Genomic DNA, 23,584 nt, shown 5'->3' with positions numbered 1-23,584 from the left:
CCCTGCACTCCGGGCTGCCGTTCCCCGTCGCGATCCTGGGCGGTGCGGCGTTCGCCGCCCTGCTCGCCCTCCCGATCGGCCCGGGCCGGGGGGTCAGCGCGTCGGGTAGGCCGACGGCACGAGCGGCGTCGGGCCGGTCCCGCCGATCGTCATGTGCCCGCCCGTGTCCTGCCCCGCCATGGGGGCCTGGGCGTAGGGGGCCTGCGCGTAGGGGGCTTCGGCGTAGGGGGCCTCGCCGTACGGCGCCTCCCCGTAGGGGGCCTGCGCGTAGGGCGCCTCGGCGAACGCGGGCTGCCCGTAGGGCGCGGCGCTCATCCCGAAGGACGGCTCACCGAACGGCACGCCGGCGGCGGCCACGGGGGGCTGCGCCGGAGCGGCCTGCACGCCCTGCGGGGGCGCGGGCGGCGGCACGTGGGAACCGTCGGCCCGGCGCGGCTCGGCCGGCTGCTCCCCCGCCGGCGCCGTGCGGCGCTCGGCCAGGACGGCCATCAGCGCGCGCGCCGTGTCGGCGTCCATCCGCAGGAGGACGCTGGGCGTCCCGCCCGGGTCGACGAAGGGGGAAACCGACGGGTCGGCCGGCAGCTGCGGGAGCGCGGCCCGCATCTCCTCGCGGAGATCCTGGGCCAGCCGCAGCGCCTGTCGGTCACTGTCGCTCAAGTGTGCGGTCATCGCGATCTCCGGCGAGTTCACGTGCGGGGGTCCGGGGCAATCCTGCTAGCAATGGCGTGCATGTGCAAGAGCCGATGCACGTGCATTTTACGGTATATCAGCCCGTAACCTTCCCGCCCGCCGCTCGTTCCCGATCACCCGACCTGCCGTTTCCCGGGCTCCCGTAACGGCCTGACCAGCACCGATGCGGCGAACGCCGGTCGACCCGGGACCGGACCCGGCCGGAGCCGGAGCCGACGGCCCGGCCCCGGCGACGCACCGCCTGACGTTGCACTTCCCGCCCGATCCGGGCCGCCGAACCCACCGCGCGCCGCCGTCGCCGAACCCCCTGAGACTTATCTCACTCGTGCCGGACGCGCTCCGCTCGGGTCGTCGAGTGCCCCGGGCGGCGCCCGTCCCCGCCCCGCCGCCGTCCGGGCAGGCCCCGCACCGCCAGGACCGCGAGGACGCACACCACGACGGCGACCACCCGGTACCCGGCGGACAGCCCGCCCGTGAACGCCTCGATCACCCGCGCGTGCGCCGCCGCCCCGCCGCCCGCCGCGTCGACGGCGCCCAGCGCCTCGCCGACCGAGCGCGCTCCCCCGCCGCCGGATCCCGGCAGGCCGTCCGCGAGCCGGCCGGTCAGGACGGTGCCGAGGACGGCCACGCCGAGCGCGCTGCCGATCTCCCTCGCGGCGCCGTTCAGTCCGGACCCGAGACCGGCGCGGGCGGGCGGCAGCGACGCCATGACGAGGATCGACAGCGGCGGCACGCACGCCCCCATGCCGAGCGACATGAGTACGAGGACGAGCGCGTACAGCACGTAGGGCGTGGACGCGTCGGCGAACGACAGCAGGACCAGCGCCCCCGCGATGGCGAACAGGCCCGACGCGGCCATGGGACGGGTGCCGAAGCGCTCGGTCAGTCCGACGCTCCGCCGCGACATCACCACCATCCCGACCACGAGCGGGGCGATCGCCACCCCCGTGAGCAGCGGGGAGTACCCCTTCGCGTACTGCAGGTACTGGGCGTTGACGAAGAACAGCGCGAACAGGCCGAAGAACGCCAGGCCGATGCCCAGGACGCCGCCGCGCACCGGCGCGATGGCGAACAGGCGCGGGTCCAGCACCGGATCGCCCGTCCGCAGGGCGTGCGCCGCGAACGCCGGGACCAGGACGGCCGCACAGGCGAACCCGCCGAGCACCGGCGCGGACGTCCAGCCGCGCACGGGCCCCTCGATCACGGCGAACAGCAGCGCGAACAGGGCGACGGTGAGCAGGACCACACCGGGCGCGTCGAGCGCTGCCGGATGCCGCTCGCCGCGCGGCGCGAACCGGGCGGCCAGGAGCGCCAGGACGAGGGCGACCGGGGCACCCGCCAGGAAGAGCGCCTGCCAGGGCAGCCACTGCAGGACCGCGCCCCCGGCGATGTTCCCGACGGCGCCCGCGACGCCCGTCGCGGCCGTCCAGGCCGCGACGGCGCGGGCCCGTCCGGCGGGCGGCGTCGCCTGGACCAGCAGCGACAGGGACGCGGGCATGATCAGGGCGGCGCCCGCCCCGCCGACCAGGCGGCCGGCGAGCAGGACCGGCACGCCGGTCGCGGCCGCCGACAGCAGGCAGCCCGCGGCGAAGACGCCGAGCCCCGCGAGCAGGACGCCCTTGCGGCCGTACCTGTCGCCGAGGGCGCCGGCGGGGATCAGCAGGCAGCCGAACACCAGGACGTAGGAGTCGACGATCCACAGCAGCTCGGTGGACGAGGGGGCGAGCGCCCCCGCCGACAGGGCCGGCAGGGACAGGTTGATCGCGGCGACCATCGCCACGACCAGGACGACGCATCCGCACATCAGCGCCGTCATTCCGCGGCGCGCGTCCGGTCCGGGGCGGGGCGCCTCGGGGCGGTGGGGCGGCGCGGGCCGGATCGGCGCGGCGTCGCGGGCGGCGTCGGACGTCATGGGACCTCCGGGGTCGGTGAAGAGGCGCGGTGACGCCGCGCCTGATCTCGTCGGGGACGCGGAGGGGGATCCTGGCCGCGCGCGCCGCCTCCGCGATTCACCAACGTAAGGTCGGTGATACTTGCTTTCAAATGCATCTTTGGCAGCCGAGGAGTGCACCGCGTGCAATCCAGACTTGACCTCAACCTGCTCGTGGCGCTCGACGCCCTCCTGGAGGAGGGCAGCGTCACCGGGGCGGCCGAACGCCTGCACCTGTCGGGCCCGGCGATGAGCCGGACGCTCGGCCGCATCCGCAAGGCGCTCGGCGACCCCGTCCTCGTCCGCTCGGGCCGCGGCATGGTCCCCACGCCGCGCGCCCTCGCCGTCCGCGCCGAGGTCCACGAACTCGTGCAGCGCGCCCACCGGGTGTTCGCGGGCGGGGACGACTTCGATCCGGCCGCGCTCACCCGGACGTTCACGCTCCAGGCGGAGGACGGCACCATCAGCGTGCTGGCCGGGCCCCTGCTCGAGCGGGTCGCCGCGGAGGCCCCCGGCGTCACGCTCCGGTTCCTCGGCGAAGGACCCCGGGACGCCCACCTGCTGCGCCGCGCGGAGATCGACCTGGAGGTCGGGGTGATCGACGGCGCCGCCCCCGGCACGCGCGTCGAGCCGCTGCTCGAGGACCGGTTCGCGTCGGTCGTCCGGCCGGGCCACCCGCTGGCCGGACGGGCGCCGACGCTCGCCGAGTGGGCGTCCGCCGCCCACGTCGTCAACACGCGGCGCGGCCGGCTGACCGGCCCCATGGACGAGCGCCTCGCGGAGGCCGGGCTCGCGCGGCGCACGGCGGCGACCGTCCCGACGGTCGCCGCGTCGCTGCTCGTCGTCCGGGAGAGCGACCTCGTGGGCTTCGCCGCCGAACGGCTGCACCGGCCCCTCGTGGAGGGCCTCGGGCTCGCGTGGGTGCCGATCCCGCTGGAGCTGCCTCCGCTCGTCCTGTCCCTGGCGTGGCACGCCCGCTACGACGCCGATCCCGCCCACGCGTGGCTGCGGGAGCGCGTCCGGGCGGCGCTGCGCGTGGTCGTCGCGGGCCCCGCCGGGACCGGGGGCCGGGAGTAGGCTCGGCGCGGTGACGAAGACCCTCGGGATCCGCGCCCTCAACCGGGCCGCCCTGGCCCGGCAGTTGCTCCTGGCGCGCGAGCGGACGCCCGTCGCGGAGGCCGTCGGGAGACTGCTCGGCTTGCAGGCGCAGGAGCCCAAGCCGCCCTTCCTCGGCCTCTGGTCGCGCCTCGACGGCTTCGAGGCGTCCGAACTCCACGCGGCCCTGCACGACCGCTCGCTCGTCCGGGCGACCGTGATGCGCGCGACGCTCCACCTGATGACGGCGCCGGACTACACCGCCTTCCGCACGACGCTCCAGCCGATGCTGGACGGCGGCCTGCGGGTCCTCGGAAGCCGCGCCGAGGGCCTCGACGTCGGCGCGACGGCCGACGCCGCGCGCGGGCTGCTCCGGGAACGGCCGCGGACGTTCAACGAGATCCGCGCGCTGCTCCAGGAGCAGTTCCCGGAGGTCAACGAACGGGCGCTCGGCCACACCGTCCGGATGTGCGTCCCGCTGGTCATGGTGCCGACGGACGACCGGTGGGGCTTCCCGCGCGCGTCCGCGTTCGCGCTCGCCGACTCCTGGCTCGGCTCCCCGCCCGCCGCCGAACCGGCCGTGGACGCGCTGATGCTGCGCTACCTGGCGGCGTTCGGGCCCGCATCGGCGGCCGACGCGCAGACCTGGTCGGGGCTGTCCGCGCTCGGGGAGGTGTTCGACCGGCTGCGGCCGCGGCTGCGCGTGTTCGCCGACGACGCGGGCCGCGAGCTGTTCGACCTCCCCGACGCCCCGCGGCCGGAACCGGACGTCCCGGCGCCGCCGCGTTTCCTGCCCGAGTTCGACTCGCTCGTCCTGGCGCACGCGGACCGGCGCAGGATCATCGCCGACGCGCACCGCCCGCTCCTCACCACGAAGAACCTCCGCGTGCGGGCCGTGTTCCTGTGGGACGGGTTCGCGCGCGGCGTCTGGGAGACCGAGTACAAGCGCAGGGTCGCCACGCTGCGGCTCCGCCCGTTCGAGCCGCTGCCGCCGGAGGCCGTCGACGCGCTGGCGGCGGAGGGCGAGGCGCTGCTGCGGTTCGCCGAACCGGCGGCGCGGGAGACCGCCGTCACCGTCGTCCCGAATGACGCTACGGGGGCGGACGACTCCGAATGGTGATCGATCTGAGATCTGTAATGATTGAAAGATCCACCATTTCGGCGCAAGCTGTCTCCCGACGTCTGGAATGACCCGCACGTTCCTTCCGACACACCGCCGACAGGACGCGACCATGTTCGAGATCTGGGAGACGAGCGAGCCGGCCCGGCTCATCAGCGACGCGGGGACCCTGGAGGTGGCGCTGGAGAAGGTCGACACCATGTGCCGGCTCCGGCACGACCAAGCCGTCGCGCACGTCGGTGACACCCCGGAGCACTACCACTTCGAGATCCGCGACGAAGCCGGCCGGGCCCTCGCCCGTCTGAGCTACGTCCCCGACACCTCCCGCGCCTACCAGAGCGTCGTCGTCGAGGAGATGCGGGACCCGCACCCCGCCGCCGACGGCCGCTGACGGCGGCCCGGGGAGTCCGACCGGGCCGTCGCCGACGGCGACGTCGCGGGCACCGCCCCCGCACGGCGCGCACGCCGACGCGTCGCCGCCCGGGCCGGGCAGGGGACGTGGCAGTATGCCTCCTGTCCTCGACGGAACGGCCTCACGAGACGGGAGCGGCAGGTGCGCGATACGTGGCGACCGCCACGGGACGGCGAGACCGCGGAACTGGTCGACGCCGCATTGGCCGCCCTGTCGCACGGCGACGCCGGCGCGTTCCGGGAGCGGGCGTCCGCGCTCGCCGCGCACCCGGACGCCCGCACCGCCGACCGCCGCCTCGCCGCGCGGCTGCACCGGGCCGTCGCGACCGCCTGGGAACGCGGCTGGCAGCCCGCCGACGTCGTCCGCTACACGGCGCGCCGCCGCTCCGCCCGGCACGCGCGGCTCGCGACCGACGCGATCGCCGCCGAGATGCGCGCCTACTCCGCCGCCACCGTGGACGAGCGCTGGCGGCAGCAGCTCGCCGACCTCGACGCCCGGGTCTGGTGGGGCGACGACGCGGACCACGCGGACGGCTGGTGCGCGCGCGAGGAGGCCGACCGCGCGACCTTCGTGCGCTGCGCCGCCGAGCTCGTCCACCTCCTGGAGGGCCTGCCCCGGCTCGCTCGGATCGGGCCGCCGCCGGGGGCCGCGCCCAAGGACGTCCCCCGGCACCGCGCGCGCGACGTCGACCAGCGGATGCTCGGACGCGTCCGGGCGCTGCTCGCGAAGGCCGAATCGACGGAGTTCCCCGAAGAGGCCGAGGCGCTCAGCGCGCGCGCCCAGGAGCTCATCGCCCGCCACAGCATCGACCACGCCCTTCTGGACGCCGAGTCGGACGACGTGGCCGCGCCCGCCGGATGCCGTGTGCCCGTCGACAACCCGTACGACGCACCCAAGGCCGTCCTGCTGACGGTGGTGGCGGACGCCAATCACTGCCGGGCCGTGTGGCACCGCGAACTCGGGTTCTCCACGGTGCTGGGCTATCCCGCCGACCTCGCGGCGGTGGAGATGCTGTTCACGTCCCTGCTGGTGCAGGCGACGTCGGCGATGGTCCAGGCGGGCCCGCGGCGCGACGCGCGAGGCCGCTCAAGAACCCGGTCGTTCCGGCACGCGTTCCTCAACGCCTACGCGGCGCGGATCGGGGAACGGCTGCGGGGCGCGGCCGACGGCGCGGCGGAACGGGTCGCGGCCGAGCGGGGCGCCGGCGGGCGGGATCCGCTTCCCGTGCTGGCGGCGCGCGGGGCGGCCGTCGACCGGGCGGTCGAGACGCTGTTCCCGAACCTGGCCATGGGACGGGCGGGTTCGGTGTCCAACCTCGAGGGCTGGGCGGCCGGACGGGCGGCCGCGGACCTCGCGAGCCTCAACGGCCGCTCGGAGGTCGTCGGGGCGCATCGCCGCACGTAGGGCGCGGCCCCGCTGCGCACGGGGTCCCCCCGGGGGGCGAGGGGGACGTCCGTTCATGTGCTCGCCTCTGTGTTCGTCGGTATGTGCTCGTCGGGATCGGTCACGGGCAGGGAGCGGTTCAGCCCTTCTTGCGCCGGGTGTTGCCGCCGCGGCCGCGCAGCGGGACGCCCGCCTCCTTCAGGACGTTGTAGATGAACCCGTACGACCGGCCCGTCTCGGCCGCCAGGTCCCGGATGCTCTCGCCGGCCGCGTACCGCGGAGCGAGCTCCTTGGCCAGCTGCGTGCGTTCGGCACCGGTGACTCGGGTGCCCCTCGACAGCGTTCGGGTCACGGGGACCTCCTGTTCGACGGCTGGGCGGCGGGTCCGTCCCCGCAGCTCACAGCTGTGTTGATCTACACAACGTACACATTCCCCCCAATTACGCCCGCGATGCCGCACGAATCGCCGCGAATTCGGCCGAAGCTGGTCTTTTCCGTGGTGAACGGCGTGTCGTGACCGGATCCCGACCCCTCGGTTATCCACAGCCCGCGCTTCCGCCGCGCCGGACCGTCACGGCGGCCCAAGCTGGGCCCGTCACCACGGAAGGAGACCCGCATGATCACGTTTCCCGTCCCCGCGACCACCGTGTCCCGGTTCGCCGTCGCCGCCGAGCACGTCCCGCACGACCTCGCGAACCTCCTGCTGCGCGCGTCCGCCGGTCCCTACGACGCGCACATCGCCGGGCGCGTCGGCTCCCCCGCCCTCGACCTCGCCCGCGACCACGTGACCGCGATGCGCTGGAACCCGCTGCGCGTCACGTCCGTCCGTCCCGAGGACCGGCGGGCCGAGTGGGCCTTCCACGACGCCGAGGAGTTCGCGCTCGTCACCGCCGCCGCGCCGATCACCGACCAGCCGCGCGCGTCCCAGGTCGCCCGGGCCGCCGCCCGCGCCGTCGCCGAGGCCGTCGGCGGCGTCGCCGCCGACCTCGTCACCGGCCACATCCTCGCCCCCGGCGCCGAACGGGCGCGCTTCGTCCTCGCCGACCAGTGGCTCGGCGACGTCCTGCCGCCCTTCCGCGCGAACGGCCGCTGCACCGCCCCCGATCCCGAACGGGACCCCGAGGGCGTCAACGGCTGCTCGTGCGTCCGCCTCCGCACCCGCGGCCTCCGCCGGTTCGGGCTGCCCGAGCTCCAGATCGCCGGCGTGGCCTGCCCGCACGACCTCGCGGCGCTGAACGTCCTGCGCAGCACGGCCCGCCGGCTCCTGACCGACCACTGGTCCTGGCTCGCCACCGGCCCCGCCCACCGCTCCCGCACGATCGACCGCGACGTCCACCTCACCGAAGCGGACTTCGGCGACTTCTGGGGCTCCGGCCGCCGGGTCCACCTGACGTCCCCGAGCCCGTTCCAGGTGACGCTCACCCCGCTCACCTCCCGCCTGCTGACCGTCGGCCCGCCCGAGGAGCACGACGGCACCGTCAACGACTGGCTCTGGGGCGACCAGATCCCACTCGGCCTCTACGACGTGATCAGCTCGCCCGCCGACCCGCCCCTGCCCACGGCCGCCTGACCCGACGGTTCGAGATGTGTGGCTCCCACTGCACGGTGGGAGCACCGCACGGTCACGTAAATCCGGCCCGCAAATCACGCGAAATCACCAGGCAGCGCACCGGGCCGCACGAAAAATGATCTTCACCCCCACAGCCTTAATGTGACCAAAAGTCAACGCTCCGTAGTCGCTCTGGCTACCATCGGGTCCCGACGGCGACCAAGGCGATCCCCCGGGGCGAACATGAACCGTTTCGTGGCAGACCTCAGACTCGCCGCCGTGGTCGGCGGCCTGTGCCGCTCCGCATGCGGGGCGCTGGGCTGCACGGCGGCGGCCGGCGTCATCTCCATCGGCGCCCCGGCGACGGCGGAGGCGACGTCCCCCGGCGAACCGCGCCCCCGCCGCCACGTCCCCGCCGCCGACCGCACCGCGTTCACCGCCGTCCACAAGAACGACCGCCACGGCGACGAGCTCCCCCTATGCCCCCAGCCTCCCGCCAGGGCGAAGCATTCGAAGCGCAAGGGCCAGGAGCCCGACCGGAACACCCCCCTCCACCCGGACTCCCCGGCCCTGGCTCACGCCACCGACGAACACCGAAACCAACCGCATTCCATGACCGACCACATCCCACAGACCAGCCTCCCCCACCCCCCAACATTCGAGGCCGCCCTGAACCCGCCCCAACGCGCCCTTAACAACACGGCAAGCGCCACGTCGCCGGAGCACCCGAACCGGAAGGAGCGTCCACCGGCCGCCCGATCCGACGTCGCGACCACCACGGTGGCAACGGCTCTGCTCCTCTTGCTTCTCCCGACCATCGCGGCCATCTGCTACCCGCTGCGACGCCGCGCCTCCTCCCCCGAACCGCCCAAGCCGCCTCCCCCGTCCGCGCTCCGCTGCAGGCCGCCGCTCGACCCGTTCACCATCGGCGCCGTGGGACTCGCGGGCCCGGGAGCCCTGGCCACGGCCCGCGTGATGGCCCTCGCCGCCCTCGGAACGCAACGCCCGTCCCTGGTCGTGATCCCCCGCCCGGACGTCACCCGCATGTTCGGCCTCGACGAAGACGAACTCCTCGACGACGACATTTCCGAACTGTTCATCCCCGGAAATCTCGACGCCGCCCTGGCGTATCTCGAAACCGAACTGACGATCCGCCGGAACGCCGGCAGGCCCCCCGTCCCCCGACTGCTCCTCATCGCCGACTGCGCGGGCGAAACCGACCGGATCCACACTCTCCTGAACGTCCATCGAGGCGGGGTGTCCGCGGTCCTGATGGGCCCCTGGACCGGCGACCGCGCGACCGTCACCGCCGACGGCGTGGTGGCCGTCCCTCCCACGGACGCCACCCTGCCCGCCCACCTGCCGACGATGTCCAGGGTCCAGGCCCACGACCTCCTCTACGCCGCCGTCACACCCCCGCCCGTCCGCCGACGCCCCACCCGCCGCTCCACCGCCCGCCGCGCCTGAAGCCACCCCAGCCACGGGCCGCTACCACACCGACGCCTGACCCGCGGCCGACCCCGGACACAACGCCACCAGCCCACCGCCGGTGACATGTAGTCCGCCGCCTCGGCCCCACACCCGCACGCCCGCAGAACCACGGTCCGAACCAACCGCGAACGCGGAGCTGGCGGCAACGCGCCCCGGACGCCCCCGGCTTCTGCCCCCGGCGCGCCAGCCCACACCGGAGGAAGGCGGCGCCCCCGCCACCGCCGTGCGCGGGCATCGTGCGCCGACGCTGCCGGACGGCGCTGCCGGCCGGTTCCGTGCCACCGGGCCGGAGGCGCCCAGCTCGAAAGCCCGGCGGCGTGGGGCGGCCGGGTCGATTTCGAACCCCAACCCGACGCGATCGGCACCCCAACGCGATCGGCCCCCAACCCGGCCGCCGAACCGGCCCCGGCGCAAATCAGCGCGAACGGCCAACGGCCCGAACGCCACCCCAATACGGACGGCCCCAGCCTCGAACGGCTCCCCAGCCCGGACGGCGCCCAGCCCCGGACGGCGGCCCTGCCCCCGCACGACCGCAAAGCGCACACGGCGACGAGGGCACGAGCCGCCCCAGGCATCCGCAGCCCCAGGCATCTGCAGCCCCAGGCATCCGCAGCGGTGGGTGTGCGCGGCGGACGGTGTCCGCAGCCCCAAGCGTCCCTGGCGGCGGGCCTCCCTGGCGCCGGGCGTCCGCGGCAGTGGGCGTGCGCGGCCCCGGCGCCCCTGACTTCGGGTGTGCGTGCGGCGGACGTCCGCAGCCCCGAACATCCCTAGCGCCGGACGTTCGCAGCCCCAGCCCCTGGCGCCGGGCGTCCCTGGCGCCGGGTGTACGCGGGCGGTAGGCGTGCACGGGCGGTAGGCGTGCGCAGCCCCCGGCGTCCTGGCGGCCGGTTTGCGCGGCACGGGGTGTGCGTGGTGTTGGAGTGCGGGCGGTTGGGGCTTCGTCCGTGGGCTCGGTGGCTGGATGCAGGCGGGGCGGGGTTGGGGTTGCGGGTTGGGGCGCCGGGCGGACGGGGCGGGCCGGGGGGCGGGGTGGGTCAGGGGTCGGGGAGGGGGGCTTCGGCTTCGGCTCTGAGGGTTCGGAGGGCGCGGAGGGCCCTTCGGAGGACGGCCGTGTCCGGTGGTTCTTGGACGGTGCGGTTGAGGTAGGCGTCGCAGCGTGCGAGCCAGGCGCGGGCGGCGTCCTCGACGCGGGCCTCGGCCCGGCGGGATCTCGCCAGGGCCAGGTCGCGTTTCTCGGCGAGGATCCGGCGGGTGAGGTCGGGGTCGTCGGCGAGGGCGTGGACGTCGCGGAGGGCGAAGCGGCCCAGCCGGTCGCGTTCGAGGCCGCGTTCCTCGGCCATCCGGTCGAAGGTCTTGCGTGGCCAGGCGAGGATCGTCGCGGCGCCGCCGGCGTCGACGCTGTCGAGGAGGGGGCCCTTGCGGGCCGCGACCACCTCCCGGACGGCCTCGGCGTCGAGTGCGTCGAGGTCGCGGAGGAGGTAGACCGGGTGGCCGCGGAAGCTGCTGATGACGGTCAGGTCGCCGCGGGCCGCGAGGACCTCGACGTCGCGGCGTTCCACGTCGAGGCGGACGCGGGCGGCGAGGCGGGCGGCCGCGCGGGTGGAGCCGATCGGCGGGTCCGCGCCGAAGGCGGCGACGACCCGGTCGCCGCGGTCCCTGCATTTCTCGGCGAGGCCGGCCGACCAGCGTTCGCCGTCCAGGTCGGGTTCGGGAAGGACTCCGTGCTCCCGGCCGACGCGCATCTGCCAGCGGGAGATTCCGAGGTATCGGGCGAACTGGTGGGTGCCGTAATGGGCGGGCATGGCGGGCCTTTCGTCCTTGGGCTGTCGGCTTCCACCTTCGCTTTCGCGTCCGGCGGCCGTGCACGGAACACGGGCCTGTGGATAACTTCGAAAGAACGTTTCTCCCATTTCGGTTATTGGTGGTCATTTCATTGGTCCATGTGCTTGGGAAGGGCCTAGAGCGTGCAAAGGTAAGGGCATGAACTCGACGAGACGGCTGGGAATCGGGCTGGCGGCGGTGGGGCGGCCGGCGTACATCAACGTGGGCCGCGCGGAGGAGTTGCCGTTGCACCGGGGCGTGGACGACCTCCGCCGGGCCACCTGGGACCTTCTGGACGCCGCCTACGCGGCGGGCATCCGCTGGATCGACACGGCCAGGTCGTATGGCAGGGCGGAGGAGTTCCTGGGCGGGTGGCTCGAGGACAGGGCGCCCAGAAATGTGACCGTCTCGAGCAAATGGGGCTACGCGTACGTCGGCGACTGGGACATCGAGGCGCCGGTGCACGAACGCAAGGAGCACAGTCTGCAGCGGTACCGCTCCCAGTACGCGGAGACCCGGGAACTCCTGGACGACCATCTGTCCGTCTACCAGGTGCATTCGCTCACCATGGACAGCCCTCTGTTCAAGGACGTCCGGCTTCAGGCGGCCATCGCGGAGGCCGCCTCCGACGGGATCCGCGTGGGGTTCTCGACGTCGGGGCCGGAGCAGGGCGAGACCATCCGGCGCGCCATGGCCCTGGAGGTGTCCGGGCAGCGTCTCTTCAGCACCGTCCAGTCGACGTGGAACATCCTGGAGACCTCGGCGGAGGACGCGCTGCGGGAGGCCCACGCGGAGGGCCTGCACGTGATCCTCAAGGAGGTGATGGCGAACGGGAAGCTGGCGCTGCGCCCGCCGTTCGCGGCGCGGAGGGTCGCCTTCGAGAACCGCGTGGAGCCGGACGCCCTCGCCATCGCGGCGGCGCTGAGCCGTCCCTGGGCGGGGACGGTGCTGATCGGCGCGGTCAGCCCCGCGCAGCTCGAGGCCAACCTGCAGGCGATGGGCGTCTCCCTGGACGAACGGGAGCTGGAGGTGCTCGCGGACCTGAGCGTCCCGCCGGAGCGCTACTGGGCCGACCGGAGCGCGCTTCCCTGGACCTGAGCGGCACGCCGACGGGGCGCCTTCCGGTTCATGGCACGATGAAGCGCGCCCACCAAGATCGGAAACGTGTCGATGCAGCCAGCACCCCCAGAGATGATCGGCCCCTACCGCGTCGTCGCGCCGCTCGGTTCGGGCGGGATGGGCGAGGTGTTCCTCGCGACGTCGCAGAGCCGCCGGGCGGTCGCCGTGAAGGTCATCCGAGACGAGCTGCTGGACGACCCGAAATGGCGCGCGCGGTTCCGCCGGGAGGTGACGTCGGCGCGGTCGGTGAGCGGGTTCTACACGGCGGCCGTCGTCGACGCGGATCCCGACGCCGACCGGCCGTGGCTGGCGACGCAGTACATCCGCGGGGTGAGCCTCGCGAAGGCGGTGCTGGAGAAGGGGCCGCTGCCGGAGCGGGCCGCGTGCCGGCTCGGGGCCGGGCTGGCGGAGGCGCTCATCGCGATCCACGACGCGGGGATCGTGCACCGTGACCTCAAGCCGTCCAACGTGCTGCTGGCGTCGGACGGCCCCCGCGTGATCGACTTCGGCATCGCGCGGCCGCTGGGGGCCGTCCCGCTCTCGCGCACGGAGGTCATGGGGACGCCCGCGTACATGTCCCCCGAGCAGGCGCTCGGCGAGCCCGTGACGCCGCGCAGCGACGTGTTCGCGCTGGGGTCGACGCTCGTCTTCGCGGCGACCGGTTCGGCTCCCTTCGGGAGCGGGCGCAAGGTGCGCGGGCGGATCGTGCACGGCATCCCCGATCTCAGCAGGCTGCCCGACCCGATGCGGGGCGTGGTGACGCGCTGCCTCAGCAAGCTGCCGGACGACCGCCCGTCACCGGACCAGGTCCTCACCGCGTTCTCCACGCTCCTGGACGCCCACTACGGCGTGGAATGGCTGCCCTCGGGCGTCGAGGAGCTGATCGGCGCGACCGAGCAGACGCTCCGGGAGGTCACCGCCGAGCTGCCCACGCTCCGGGAACCGTCCCCGTAAGGGTCAGAGCCCTTCGGCGAGCGCGTCCCAGAAGGCCGTCTCGTAGGCGTGCACGAGGCGCGCGCAGCGGACGGCCTCGACGGGGTCGTCGCCCGCGTCCAGTCCCGCCGCCACGACGGCCAGGGCCCGCTCGCCGAAGCCGGGCGGCGGCTCCGCGAAGAAGGAGAAGAACGCGACCGCCTGCTCGGTGAAGCCGTAGCAGGCCCGCAGGGCGCGGGCGGTGCGCGCGCAGTAGCCGCCCCACTCCTCCAGATTGACCAGCATCGCCAGTGCGACCTCGGTGGCCGTGCCGAAGGCCGCCCGCTGCGCGAGGTGGGCGGGGTAGGCCTGGGCGAACGGAAGAGGATCCCGGGCGTTGAGATTCTTCTCACTTTCGCCGAGCGCCGCGGCGAAGTCGTCCAGCAGGCCCAGCGCGTGCCCTTCTCCCTGCGCCAGCTCCAGGAAAAGGTCGCCTGAGGGCGGATCGGGATGGCGTGCAGCGAGGAGGGCGAAACTACGCCGATCGCTGCGCACGATGCGATACTCCTCGACGGCCAGCCAGACCAGGCGTTCTCGGGGCAAGTCGCCCGTTTCAAGGAGATCGAGGAAGCGGTTGCCGCCCGCGGCGGCCCCGATCTCGGCGCGGGCGCGCGCGACCAGTCCGGCCGCCTCACGGTCGCTCATGACCCCACGTGAGCACCCGTCGGGCCGTCCGTCAACGCGCCGGGCCCGGATTGGCCCATGTGATCACCTGGATACGATGAAGAGCGGAACGTCTACGCAGGTGTGGACGCAGTTGGGAGCGAGCGAGTATGTCGGATTTCGAGCTCAACCACGCGGGCGGCCGGATGCCTCTCGAGGTGACCGAGGCGACCGAGGGCCCCTCCGGACTGGGGGTGAACACGCTGCTCAAGGACACCGGGCACGTCACCCTTGATCCCGGTTTCACCAACACCGCGTCCACCACGTCGGCCATCACCTATATCGACGGCGATGCGGGGATCCTGCGCTACCGCGGGTACCCGATCGAGGAGCTGGCCGAGAAGTCGTCCTTCCTCGAGGTCGCCTACCTGCTGATCTACGGGGAGCTGCCGACCGGGGACCAGCTCGCCGCGTTCACCGACAACGTCCGCAACCACACCTTGCTCGACGAGAAGTTCCGCGCGTTCTTCTCCGCCTTCCCGCGGCGCGCGCACCCGATGGCGGTGCTGTCGTCCGCGGTGAGCGCGCTGTCGACGTTCTATCAGGACAGCCTCGACCCCTTCGACCCGGAGCAGGTCGACCAGTCCAGCATCCGGCTGATCGCCAAACTCCCGACGATCGCGGCCTACGCGTACAAGACGTCCAACGGTCAGCCGCTGCTGTACCCGGACAACAGCCTCGGGTACGTCGAGAACTTCCTGCGCATGACGTTCGGCCTGCCCACGCAGCCCTACGAGGTCGACCCGGAGATCGTCCGGGTGCTCGACATGCTGTTCGTGCTGCACGCCGACCACGAGCAGAACTGCTCCACCTCCACCGTGCGGCTCGTCGGCTCCAGCCAGGCCAACCTGTTCTCGTCGGTCTCCGCGGGCGTCGACGCCCTGTTCGGCCCGCTGCACGGCGGCGCCAACCAGGCGGTCCTGGAGATGCTGGAGCGGATCCACCAGGACGGCGACGACATCGAGACGTTCGTCCGCCGGGTCAAGGACAAGGAGCCCGGCGTCAAGCTGATGGGCTTCGGCCACCGGGTCTACCGCAACTACGACCCGCGCGCCGCGGTGGTCAAGAAGGCCACGAGCAAGGTGCTAGACGCGCTCGGCAAGTCCGACCCGCTGCTGGACCTCGCCATGCGCCTGGAAGAGGTCGCGCTGAGCGACGACTACTTCGTCGAGCGGAAGCTCTACCCGAACGTCGACTTCTACACCGGCGTCATCTACAAGGCGATGGGCTTCCCCACGAACGCCTTCACGGTCCTGTTCGCGCTCGGCCGGCTCCCCGGCTGGATCGCGCAGTGGCGCGAGATGCTGAACGACCCCGCCACCAAGATCGGCCGCCCGCGCCAGGTCTACGTGGGCCCGGGCGAGCGTCACTACGTGGACGTGTCCGCCCGCTGAGGCGCTCCGGACGGCGGTGGACGGGCCCTGCCCGCCCGCCGCCGTCCTGCTTTATCCACAGGCTCGCATTCTGGTTACATGCCTCTCCGCGCTCGCCGAGGCTGGGTTTCGCACCGGCCGAGCGCGAGGAGGCAGCCATGCCAGTCACGATCACCGTTCCCGAGGAGACGACCGCGCGGTTCGTCGTCGCCGCCGACCGGGTTCCCGGCGACATCGCCGCCGTGATCCGCCGGGCCCTGCCCGGGCCGTACGCGAAGGCGGCCGCGGAGCGGCTCGGCACGCCCGGTCTGATGATCACGGTCCATCCGGCGGACTCGGCGCCCTGGCGGCTGCACCGCGCGGCCGGTGTCGACGCCGCCGACACCGAGGCGATCGAACGGGCCGACCGGCACATCGGGGTCACGTCCGTCCTCCAGGTCGACGAATTGCCGACGGCGCTGCACGTCGTCCGCGCCACGGCCCTGGCGATCGCCGAGGAGGTCTGCGGCGTCCCCGTCGACCTCGACACCGACCAGATCCTCCCCGCGTCGCGGCCCGGCGACACCGGCGGCTTCGTCCTCGCCGACGGGTGGCTCGGCGCGTCCCTCCCGCCCTACCGGGCCGGCGGGCGCTGCGAAGCACCGGACGACGACGAGGCCTGCACCTGCGTCCGCCTCAGGTCCCGCGGGCTGCGCCGCTTCGGGATCCCCGAACTCGAGATCACCGGCGTGGCCTGCACGCAGGACGTGGCCGCGCTCAACGTCCTGCGCACGACCGCGCAGCGGCTGCTCCCCCTCGGGCGGCATCCGGGCCGCCACACGGTGACGTCCGAGCCGGCGCTGACCGGCACCGACTTCGCCGAGTTCTGGGGCGGCCGCCGGCCGATGTGGGACGACGATCCCGTCCCCGTCCGGCTGGTCGAGGCCGGTCCCGGGCGGCTGGCCATCGAGCAGCCCGCCGACTATCCCGGCGGCCTGAACGACTGGCTGTGGGACGAACTGCCCTCGGCCCTCCACCAGGTGCTCAGCCGCGAACCCGACCGAACACCGGCCGCCTCCGCACCCGGCGGCTAACGTCGCCTGTCATGGACGAGTCTCTGCAGAAGGTGCTGGCGGACGTCGCGGCCGAACGTGCGGCCCAGGAGCGGGCCTGGGGCGTCCAGGACTTTCCGGACGGCACCGGGCCGGCGTTCACCGAACACGCCGATCGGTCCAAGCGCGACTGCGCGGACGCCGCGGCGTCCGGTGAGCCGACCTGGCGGCACATCCTCACCGAGGAGTTCTACGAAGCCCTCGCGGAGTCCGATCCCGCCCTGCTGCGCAAGGAACTCGTGCAGACGGCCGCGGTCGCGGTCCAGTGGATCCAGGCGCTCGATCGCCGGCACGGCGGCGGCGTCCCGGCGGAGAAGCTGGTCCGCGACCGCATCCCGGAGATCATCACCGGCTCCGGCCGGAACCCGCGGACCCGGATCGCCGGGCAGGGCGAGTACACGTCCCTGCTGCGCGCCAAGCTCCTGGAGGAGGTGACCGAGTACACCGACGACGCGGATCCGACGAGCTCGCCGACGTCCTGGAGGTCGTGCACGCCCTCGCCGCCGTCCACGGCCTCACTCCCGGCGACCTGGAACGCCGCCGCACGGCCAAGGCCGCCGAACGCGGCGGCTTCACCGGCCGAGTCGTCCTCCGCCTCCCGTCGCCCTGACCGATTTCCTGCACACCTACGATCACCACCGCTGCCGCACCGCACTGGGCGGCCGACCACCCGTCACCCGCGTCACAACGCTGAAGGTCGATACGGCTGAAGCGCGAGCCGGGCGTGAGCGGCACGGCGAACGCGGCCTCGGCGAGCGCGGGCCGGGCGTTGGGCGGCGCGGCGGGTGCGGCGTCGGGCCTCGGCGAGGGCGAGCGAGGGTGCGCCGGTCGACGTCCACGCTCCGCACGCGGGCGTCGTGTGCCTGGGCGGTGTGCCTGGGCGGTGTGCCTGGGTGTGGACGCCCGCGGACGGCGATGAGTCGAGCGTGGACGGTTTCTACTTCTCCAGGACAGCGGAGGAAGGATGGTGCGCGGTCCGGAACACCCATTCGTTCCATCTGAACTCGTGGTCGACCAGCACCAGCGTGCGCCAGCCGCGGTAGAGGCACCCGGACCGCTGATCATGCGGGGAAAGGCCGTCGATCAGCTCCTGCCACAGGTCGTAGTCCTCGTACTTGAGCAACTGCGAGGCGTCGGTGATGACGACGCACTCCGCCTTGGCGGAACGATCGTCCAGTGCCTCCCGGAAATCTCCCCATCCCCGGGTCGCTTCGTACGGCAGCTGCAGCGCGGCGACGAACTGCTCGATGGTCTTGGCCGCGGTCGTGCACGCCGAGCCCAGCGCCATCCGCACCGTGACCTCGTCGGGCTCGTCGCCGAACGCCGCGTCGAGGGCCCGCGCGAGGCGCCGAACCAGCTCGCCGACCTTGGAGCCGTCCAGCTCCACGGTGATCAACGTGCCGCACTCGTCGATCACGCGAGCGGTGAGCGCGTCGATGCCGTCGCCGCCGGTGTGCACGGTCTCCCGAGTCATGACCCCATCGTGGGCCACCGACCGGCGCGGTGACCAATGATTTGATCGGCTGGTTTCGATAACGGCCGGTTGCCCGGCGCCCCGGCGCGAAGGTGTGTCAGGTCGCGCCTATCTTTTCGGCCAGCTCAGGGGACAGTGGGTAAGGGCGTTCAGGCGGCAGGAGGATTTTCGCTCTCGATGTCTTGCCGTCTTGGAGCAGGCGGTGGATTCGGCGGACGAGCGGTGTGCGGTCCTCGATCCCGATAATCCAGTCGTCCACGTAACGGTCGATCACATGGCGGCTCAGGCCGATCTGGATGCTGCGTTGTTCGAGTTTCTGCCCGCGCAACGAGCGTTCCGGGTCCCATTGGACGTGGACGACCGCGTGCGCGAAACGGCGGCGCCATTCGTCGGAATCGCGGAAGACCCGGCGGTCGGCGTGGGTGGGCACGGCCTGCGCGAGGGCCTCCTCCCATCCGGCGCGGGTGATCCGTACCGCGAGGACCATCTCCTGGCCCGGCTTGCTGGCCCAGTTGCTGCGCGCCATCAGCCAGAGGAAGGAGGGCTTGATCCAGGTCATCCGGTTGCGAGAGAAGGGTTCGACGAACGTGCCGGTCCCGATGGCGGGTACGCCGATCTCCGGCCGGTATGCCTGGTAGACGGTGATCGAGTCACGATCGTGTGCGGCGCGGATCTGCCGGAGCGGAACGGTCATGTCATGCCTTCGTCGTATCGCGGGTCGCCGTCATCGCGGCTCGCCGGTGCATATTGGCCGTTCGGCGCACCGGCGGTCAACGCGTTTATCCGCCGGTGTCGCGGGCCCGGGCAGGGGTAGATAGCCTGCCCTCCGAGACTGTTTCCGTGCGGGGGCGATGACCGTGGCCACTTTCGTTCTGATTCCCGGCGCCGGTGGGCGTGCCTGGTACTGGCATCGGCTGATCCCCGAGTTGCGGGGGCATGACGTCGTGGCCGTGGACCTTCCGGCGGACGACGACTCCGCGGGGCTGCGAGAGTACGCCGACACGGTGGTGTCCGCGATCGGCGGCAAGACGGACGTGGTCCTCGTCGCGCAGTCGATGGGCGGGCTGACGGCGCCGCTCGTGTGCGCGCGGGTTCCGGTGAAGTCGCTGGTGCTGGTCAACGCCATGGTGCCGGTGCCCGGGGAGACGGGCGCCGAATGGTGGCGGAACACCGGACAGCCGCGGGCGGCGGCCGAACTGGCGGTGCGGCAGGGGCGGACGCCCGCCGAGGAACTGGACCCGATGGAGATCTTCTTCCACGACGTCCCGCCGGACGTGGTCGCGGAGGCGATGCGGGAGGAGCCGCGGCAGTCGTCGGCTCCGTTCGAGGAGCCGTGGCCGCTGGACGCGTGGCCCGACACGCCGACCGTGTTCCTCCAGGGACGGGACGACCGGCTGTTCCCCCTCGAATGGCAGCGGGGAGTCGTCCGGGACCGGCTGGGGATTCCCGTCGAGGAGCTGCCCGGCGGGCACCTGGTGGCGCTCGGGCATCCCCGGGAGCTGGCGGCGCGCCTGGTGCGCGCGGCGTCCTGAGGCTCAGCCGCGCGTGCGGCGGCGGTGCGCCTTCTGGCGGCAGGCCGGGCCGCAGGACCGTGCGGGACGGCCGGTTCGCGAGGCGTTCAGCGGGCCGCCGGGCGGACGAGCCCGGTCTCGTAGGCCGCGATGACGAGCTGGGCGCGGTCGCGGGCGTCCAGCTTGGCCAGCAGGTGACCGATGTGGGTCTTCACGGTGGCCGGGCTGAGGTGCAGGTGCTCGGCCAGCTCGGCGTTCGACAGCCCGCGCGCGATGAGGGTGAGGACCTCCCGCTCCCGGGCGGTGAGGGCGCCGAGCCCGTCGGGCGCGGGCCGGACGGGGCCGGGACCGCGGACGAACTCGGCGATCAGCCGCCGCGTCACCGTGGGCGCGAGCAGCGACTCCCCCTCGGCGATCACCCGGACGGCCGACAGCAGATCGGCGGGCGGGGTGTCCTTGAGCAGGAAGCCGCTGGCCCCCGCCCGCAGCGCCCCGTAGACGTAGGCGTCGAGGTCGAACGTGGTGAGGATCAGCACGCGGACGTCCGGGAGGGCGGCGCAGATCCGGCGGGTGGCCTCGAGCCCGTCCATCTCGGGCATCCGGACGTCCATGAGGACGACGTCGGGACGTTCGCGCGCGGCGAGTTCGACGGCCTCGGCGCCGGTCCCCGCCTCCCCCACCACGCGGAGCCCGGGCGCGGTGTCGATGAGGACGCCGAAGCTGCCGCGGACCAGGGCCTGGTCGTCGGCGACGAGGACGCGGAGTTCTTCCACGGTGCTCACGTTTCGTAGGGGAATCGGGCCGTGACGGCGAATCCGCCCTCGGGCCGGGGCCCGGCGCTGAACTCGCCGCCGTACATCATGACGCGTTCGCGCATCCCGATGATCCCGTGCCCCTCGCCGGGGCCGCCGGGCAGGACGCGCACGCCGGGGCCGTCGTCGGCGACGTCGATGGCGACGCGGCCGCCGTCGGCGACGACGCCGACGCGGCAGCGGGCGGGCGCGGCGTGCTTGACCACGTTGGTGACGGCCTCCTGGACGATGCGGTAGACCGCGAGCGCGACGCTCTCGGGCACGTCGCCGGCGCGCACGTCGAGGTCGACGCGGACGCCGGCCATGGCGGCCCGCTCGGCGAGCGCGTCGAGGGCGGCGAGGTCCGGGGGCGGCGCGAGGGAGCCCTCGCCGGTGGCGTCGGCGCGCAGGACGCCGAGGAGGTGCCGCATCTCGGCGAGGGTGCCGCGGCTCGTGGCCTCGATGACGCGGAGGGCGTCGACGGCCTCGGCGGGGCGCGCCTCGGCGACGTGCACGGCGACGCCGCTCTTCACGGCGATGAGGCTCATGCTGTGGGCGACGATGTCGTGCAGCTCCCGGGCGATGCGGAGCCGCTCCTCCCCGACGGCGCGGTCGGCGAGCTCGCGGGCGAAGCGCGCGGCGTGCTCGCGGCGGTCGCGGACGGTGCGGCCGAGCGCCCAGGACGCGCCGAGCACCGCGAGGCCGAGCACGAGGAAGCCGAGCCGTTCGGCCTGCCAGCCCATCGGACCGGCGAGGGCGGCGCCGAGGATGACGACGCAGCTCAGCACGCCGATGAGGGTGGTGGGCACCCATCTCCGCCGCCGCCGGGTGACGGCGACCGTGTAGAGCGCGTAGGCCGCGGCGACGAAGGCGTCCGACGGCATGTCGAGCAGCATCATCAGGGCGGACGCGGTGAACACGACGGCGAACACGGGGACGGGCCAGATCCGCCGCACGGCGAGCGGGAGCCCGGACGCGGTGAGCAGGAAACCGGCGGCGACCGCGGAGACGCCGGACCGCGCGGACGCGAGCATCACGAACACGTAGAGGAGCGCCGCCGCGGCGTCGAGGGCGATCAGCTTCGACCGGGCGACCCGCGCGCCGAGCGGGACGAGCGGGACGCGCGCTTCGGGTTCGTCCACGTCGCAACGGTATCCGGGGGCCGCGGGCGGGCGCGTCCGCCCGGCGGGCGTCGGACCGGGGTCGGAGGCGTCCGGGCGATCTCCGACCACGGTCGTACGGAGGAGTCCGGCCCGCGTTCCGATGTGCGCGGGGCCGTCCGGGGACGACCGTGGACGGCATGATCGAGGTACGTGAGCTGACCAAGCGCTACGGCGCGACGACGGCGGTGGACCGCCTGTCGTTCACGGTGGCGCCCGGGACGGTCACCGGGTTCCTCGGGCCGAACGGCGCGGGGAAGTCGACGACGATGCGGGTGCTGCTGGGCCTGGACGCGGCCGAGTCCGGTGAGGCGCTGGTGAACGGCGGCCGGTACGCGGCGCTGCGGCGGCCGATGTTCGAGGTGGGCGCGCTGCTGGACGCCGGCGCGGTGCACGGCGGCCGCCGGGCGATCGACCATCTGGGCTGGCTGGCGCGCAGCAACGGCGTGTCGCCGCGCCGGGCGGCCGAGGTGCTGGAGCTCGTCGGCCTGGCCGGAGTGGCGCGCAAGCGGGTCGGGGGCTTCTCGCTGGGCATGCGGCAGCGGCTCGGGGTCGCGGCGGCGCTGCTGGGCGACCCGGGCGTGCTGCTGTTCGACGAGCCGGTGAACGGCCTGGACCCGGACGGCGTGCGCTGGATCCGCGAGCTGATGCGGTCCCTCGCGGCGGAGGGCCGCACGGTGCTGATCTCCAGCCACCTGATGAGCGAGATGGAGCTGACCGCCGACCGGCTGATCGTGATCGGCCGCGGCCGGCTGATCGCCGACACGTCGGTCCGGGAGCTGGCGGACCGGTTCGCGCGGGGCGTGCGGGTCCGCTCGCCGCGTCCGGACGAGCTGACGGCGGTGCTCGCGGCCGCCGGGGGACGCGTGGAGGCCGAGCAGGGCGACGCGCTAAGGGTGACGGGCCTGGACGTGGCGGAGATCGGCGACCGCGCGGCGGCGCACGGCATCCCGCTGCACGAGGTGGCGGCGCAGAGCGCGTCGCTGGAGGAGGCGTACATGGAACTGACCGCCGACAGCGCCGAGTTCGGCTCGGTGACGCGATGAGCGAGATCGGGACGGGCGAACGCCGGACCGGGCTCCCCGGCGGGGAGGCCGTGACGGCGCACGGCCCCGCGGCGGACGCCGCGGCGGCGGGGGCGGCGCGGGCCGGCGGGACGTGGGCGGGCGCGATCGCCGCCGAGTGGCACAAGCTGCGCACCGTCCGCTCGACGGCCGCGCTCGCGGCGACGATCGGCGCCGGGTTCGTCCTGTGCCTGCTGTGGTCGCTGTACGCCTCGCAATACTGGGACGGCCTGTCGGCGGAGCGCCGCGCGAAGCTGACCGTGGCACCGCCGACCCAGTTCCTCGAGCTGATCCTGCCGGTCTGCGGCGTGGTCCTCGGCGCGCTGACGCTGACGTCGGAGTACGCGACCGGGATGATCCGCACGACCCTCACGGTGCTGCCCCGCCGCCTCCCGCTGCTCGTCGCCAAGGCCCTGGCGGCGGCCGGCGGCGTCTTCGGCGCCGGGCTGGTCGCCCTCGCGGCCGCGCTCGTAGCGGGCAGGGCGATCGCGGGCGGCCGTCCGATGCCGGGGTTCGAGGGCTCGCTCGTCGAGCATCTCCCGCACCTGGTCGCGGTGGCGCTGACGACGGCGGCCATCACGCTGATGGCGCTCGGCGCCGCCGCGCTGCTGCGGTCGACGGCCGCGACGATCACGATCGGGATGGGCCTGATGTTCGTCGCGCCGCCGGTCGTCCGGCTGCTGCCGGCCCCGTGGAACGACCGGATCTGGTGGCTGCTGCCGACGGGCTTCCCGAACCAGATCGCGCCGGTGCCGGGATCCACGGCGGGCGACGACGGGCTGCCCGCGCCCGTCGCGGGGGCGCTGCTGGTCGCTTACGTCGCGGTCATGGTGGGCGCCGGCGCGTACGCGTTCGCGCGCCGCGACGCGTGACCG

The 23,584-nt window shown here is 73.8% G+C and carries 22 protein-coding genes and 1 pseudogene; 14 read left to right on the top strand and 9 right to left on the bottom strand.

Annotation, left to right across the window (positions count from 1 at the left end; translation table 11 throughout):
- Positions 1-93: 93 nt before the first annotated feature.
- Entirely contained in the window at positions 94-657 is a 564-nt protein-coding gene (locus AB0L25_RS22310; protein WP_500174555.1) for a hypothetical protein, read from the bottom strand.
- 352 nt (positions 658-1,009) lie between these two features.
- A complete protein-coding gene (locus tag AB0L25_RS22305; protein ID WP_500174554.1) occupies positions 1,010-2,602 on the bottom strand; it encodes an MFS transporter in 1,593 nt (530 codons plus the stop codon).
- A gap of 162 nt (positions 2,603-2,764) precedes the next feature.
- Here AB0L25_RS22305 and AB0L25_RS22300 point away from each other — a divergent pair, with 162 nt between their 5' ends.
- The 4 genes from AB0L25_RS22300 (at position 2,765) to AB0L25_RS22285 (ending at position 6,651) form a co-directional block, all read left to right on the top strand.
- Positions 2,765-3,697 carry a LysR family transcriptional regulator gene (locus AB0L25_RS22300; RefSeq protein ID WP_500174553.1) on the top strand — a complete coding sequence of 311 codons (933 nt, stop codon included), beginning with the start codon at positions 2,765-2,767 and terminating at the stop codon, positions 3,695-3,697.
- A gap of 10 nt (positions 3,698-3,707) precedes the next feature.
- A complete protein-coding gene (locus tag AB0L25_RS22295; RefSeq protein WP_500174552.1) occupies positions 3,708-4,835 on the top strand; it encodes a winged helix DNA-binding domain-containing protein in 1,128 nt (375 codons plus the stop codon).
- Between the two features lie 112 nt (positions 4,836-4,947).
- Positions 4,948-5,226: a hypothetical protein gene (locus tag AB0L25_RS22290; protein ID WP_500174551.1), complete on the top strand. Its 279-nt coding sequence runs from the start codon at positions 4,948-4,950 to the stop codon at positions 5,224-5,226.
- Between the two features lie 162 nt (positions 5,227-5,388).
- Entirely contained in the window at positions 5,389-6,651 is a 1,263-nt protein-coding gene (locus AB0L25_RS22285) for a DUF2786 domain-containing protein (RefSeq protein ID WP_500174550.1), read from the top strand.
- A gap of 118 nt (positions 6,652-6,769) precedes the next feature.
- On the opposite strand, the gene AB0L25_RS22280 is transcribed toward AB0L25_RS22285, so the two are convergent.
- On the bottom strand, positions 6,770-6,982 hold the full coding sequence (locus tag AB0L25_RS22280) for a helix-turn-helix domain-containing protein (RefSeq protein ID WP_026402102.1): 213 nt from the start codon (positions 6,980-6,982) through the stop codon (positions 6,770-6,772).
- A 264-nt stretch (positions 6,983-7,246) separates the two neighbouring features.
- Between AB0L25_RS22280 and AB0L25_RS22275 the strand changes: the two genes are divergently transcribed.
- Both AB0L25_RS22275 and AB0L25_RS22270 read left to right on the top strand, forming a co-directional pair.
- Complete coding sequence (locus AB0L25_RS22275; protein ID WP_500174549.1) at positions 7,247-8,200, top strand: hypothetical protein; 954 nt, start codon at positions 7,247-7,249, stop codon at positions 8,198-8,200.
- 234 nt (positions 8,201-8,434) lie between these two features.
- Positions 8,435-9,646, top strand: coding sequence for a hypothetical protein (locus AB0L25_RS22270; RefSeq protein WP_500174548.1), 1,212 nt, complete (start codon positions 8,435-8,437; stop codon positions 9,644-9,646).
- Positions 9,647-10,704: 1,058 nt separating this feature from the next.
- Here the strand turns inward: AB0L25_RS22270 and AB0L25_RS22265 are convergent.
- Positions 10,705-11,472 (bottom strand): hypothetical protein, encoded by a 768-nt coding sequence (locus AB0L25_RS22265; RefSeq protein ID WP_500174547.1) that lies wholly within the window; start codon positions 11,470-11,472, stop codon positions 10,705-10,707.
- A gap of 178 nt (positions 11,473-11,650) precedes the next feature.
- Between AB0L25_RS22265 and AB0L25_RS22260 the strand changes: the two genes are divergently transcribed.
- Positions 11,651-12,589, top strand: a complete 939-nt coding sequence (locus AB0L25_RS22260; RefSeq protein WP_500174546.1) for an aldo/keto reductase — start codon at positions 11,651-11,653, stop codon at positions 12,587-12,589.
- Between the two features lie 72 nt (positions 12,590-12,661).
- Complete coding sequence (locus AB0L25_RS22255) at positions 12,662-13,564, top strand: serine/threonine-protein kinase (RefSeq protein WP_500174562.1); 903 nt, start codon at positions 12,662-12,664, stop codon at positions 13,562-13,564.
- Between the two features lie 3 nt (positions 13,565-13,567).
- Here AB0L25_RS22255 and AB0L25_RS22250 read toward each other — a convergent pair whose 3' ends face one another.
- On the bottom strand, positions 13,568-14,227 hold the full coding sequence (locus tag AB0L25_RS22250) for a thiaminase II/PqqC family protein (protein ID WP_500174545.1): 660 nt from the start codon (positions 14,225-14,227) through the stop codon (positions 13,568-13,570).
- Positions 14,228-14,355: 128 nt separating this feature from the next.
- On the opposite strand from AB0L25_RS22250, the gene AB0L25_RS22245 reads away from it, so the two are divergent.
- The 3 genes and pseudogenes from AB0L25_RS22245 to AB0L25_RS22235 form a co-directional block, all read left to right on the top strand.
- A complete protein-coding gene (locus AB0L25_RS22245; protein WP_500174544.1) occupies positions 14,356-15,639 on the top strand; it encodes a citrate synthase in 1,284 nt (427 codons plus the stop codon).
- A gap of 137 nt (positions 15,640-15,776) precedes the next feature.
- Entirely contained in the window at positions 15,777-16,691 is a 915-nt protein-coding gene (locus tag AB0L25_RS22240) for a hypothetical protein (RefSeq protein ID WP_500174543.1), read from the top strand.
- A 621-nt stretch (positions 16,692-17,312) separates the two neighbouring features.
- Positions 17,313-17,419, top strand: a pseudogene (locus AB0L25_RS22235) (IS481 family transposase); the annotation flags it as partial.
- Positions 17,420-17,646: 227 nt separating this feature from the next.
- Here the strand turns inward: AB0L25_RS22235 and AB0L25_RS22230 are convergent.
- Both AB0L25_RS22230 and AB0L25_RS22225 read right to left on the bottom strand, forming a co-directional pair.
- Complete coding sequence (locus tag AB0L25_RS22230; protein ID WP_500174542.1) at positions 17,647-18,183, bottom strand: hypothetical protein; 537 nt, start codon at positions 18,181-18,183, stop codon at positions 17,647-17,649.
- 97 nt (positions 18,184-18,280) lie between these two features.
- The gene (locus AB0L25_RS22225; protein ID WP_500174541.1) at positions 18,281-18,877 is read right to left on the bottom strand and encodes a DUF4291 domain-containing protein; all 597 of its coding nucleotides are present in this window, start codon (positions 18,875-18,877) and stop codon (positions 18,281-18,283) included.
- Between the two features lie 163 nt (positions 18,878-19,040).
- On the opposite strand from AB0L25_RS22225, the gene AB0L25_RS22220 reads away from it, so the two are divergent.
- Positions 19,041-19,715, top strand: coding sequence for an alpha/beta fold hydrolase (locus AB0L25_RS22220; protein ID WP_500174540.1), 675 nt, complete (start codon positions 19,041-19,043; stop codon positions 19,713-19,715).
- 86 nt (positions 19,716-19,801) lie between these two features.
- Here the strand turns inward: AB0L25_RS22220 and AB0L25_RS22215 are convergent, their stop codons facing one another.
- Both AB0L25_RS22215 and AB0L25_RS22210 read right to left on the bottom strand, forming a co-directional pair.
- The gene (locus AB0L25_RS22215; RefSeq protein WP_500174539.1) at positions 19,802-20,476 is read right to left on the bottom strand and encodes a response regulator; all 675 of its coding nucleotides are present in this window, start codon (positions 20,474-20,476) and stop codon (positions 19,802-19,804) included.
- A complete protein-coding gene (locus AB0L25_RS22210) occupies positions 20,473-21,627 on the bottom strand; it encodes a sensor histidine kinase (protein WP_500174538.1) in 1,155 nt (384 codons plus the stop codon). The genes AB0L25_RS22215 and AB0L25_RS22210 overlap by 4 nt, the downstream gene beginning before the upstream one ends.
- Before the next feature lie 158 nt (positions 21,628-21,785).
- Here AB0L25_RS22210 and AB0L25_RS22205 point away from each other — a divergent pair, with 158 nt between their 5' ends.
- Positions 21,786-22,691: an ABC transporter ATP-binding protein gene (locus AB0L25_RS22205; RefSeq protein ID WP_500174537.1), complete on the top strand. Its 906-nt coding sequence runs from the start codon at positions 21,786-21,788 to the stop codon at positions 22,689-22,691.
- Entirely contained in the window at positions 22,688-23,581 is an 894-nt protein-coding gene (locus tag AB0L25_RS22200; RefSeq protein WP_500174536.1) for an ABC transporter permease subunit, read from the top strand. Before AB0L25_RS22205 ends, AB0L25_RS22200 begins: the two co-directional genes overlap by 4 nt.
- The last annotated feature ends 3 nt before the right edge of the window (positions 23,582-23,584 follow it).

Origin of the sequence: Spirillospora sp. NPDC052242 (genome assembly GCF_040679555.1) — a bacterium.
Classification (GTDB): domain Bacteria; phylum Actinomycetota; class Actinomycetes; order Streptosporangiales; family Streptosporangiaceae; genus Spirillospora.
This window is presented reverse-complemented; position numbering and strand designations above follow the sequence as displayed.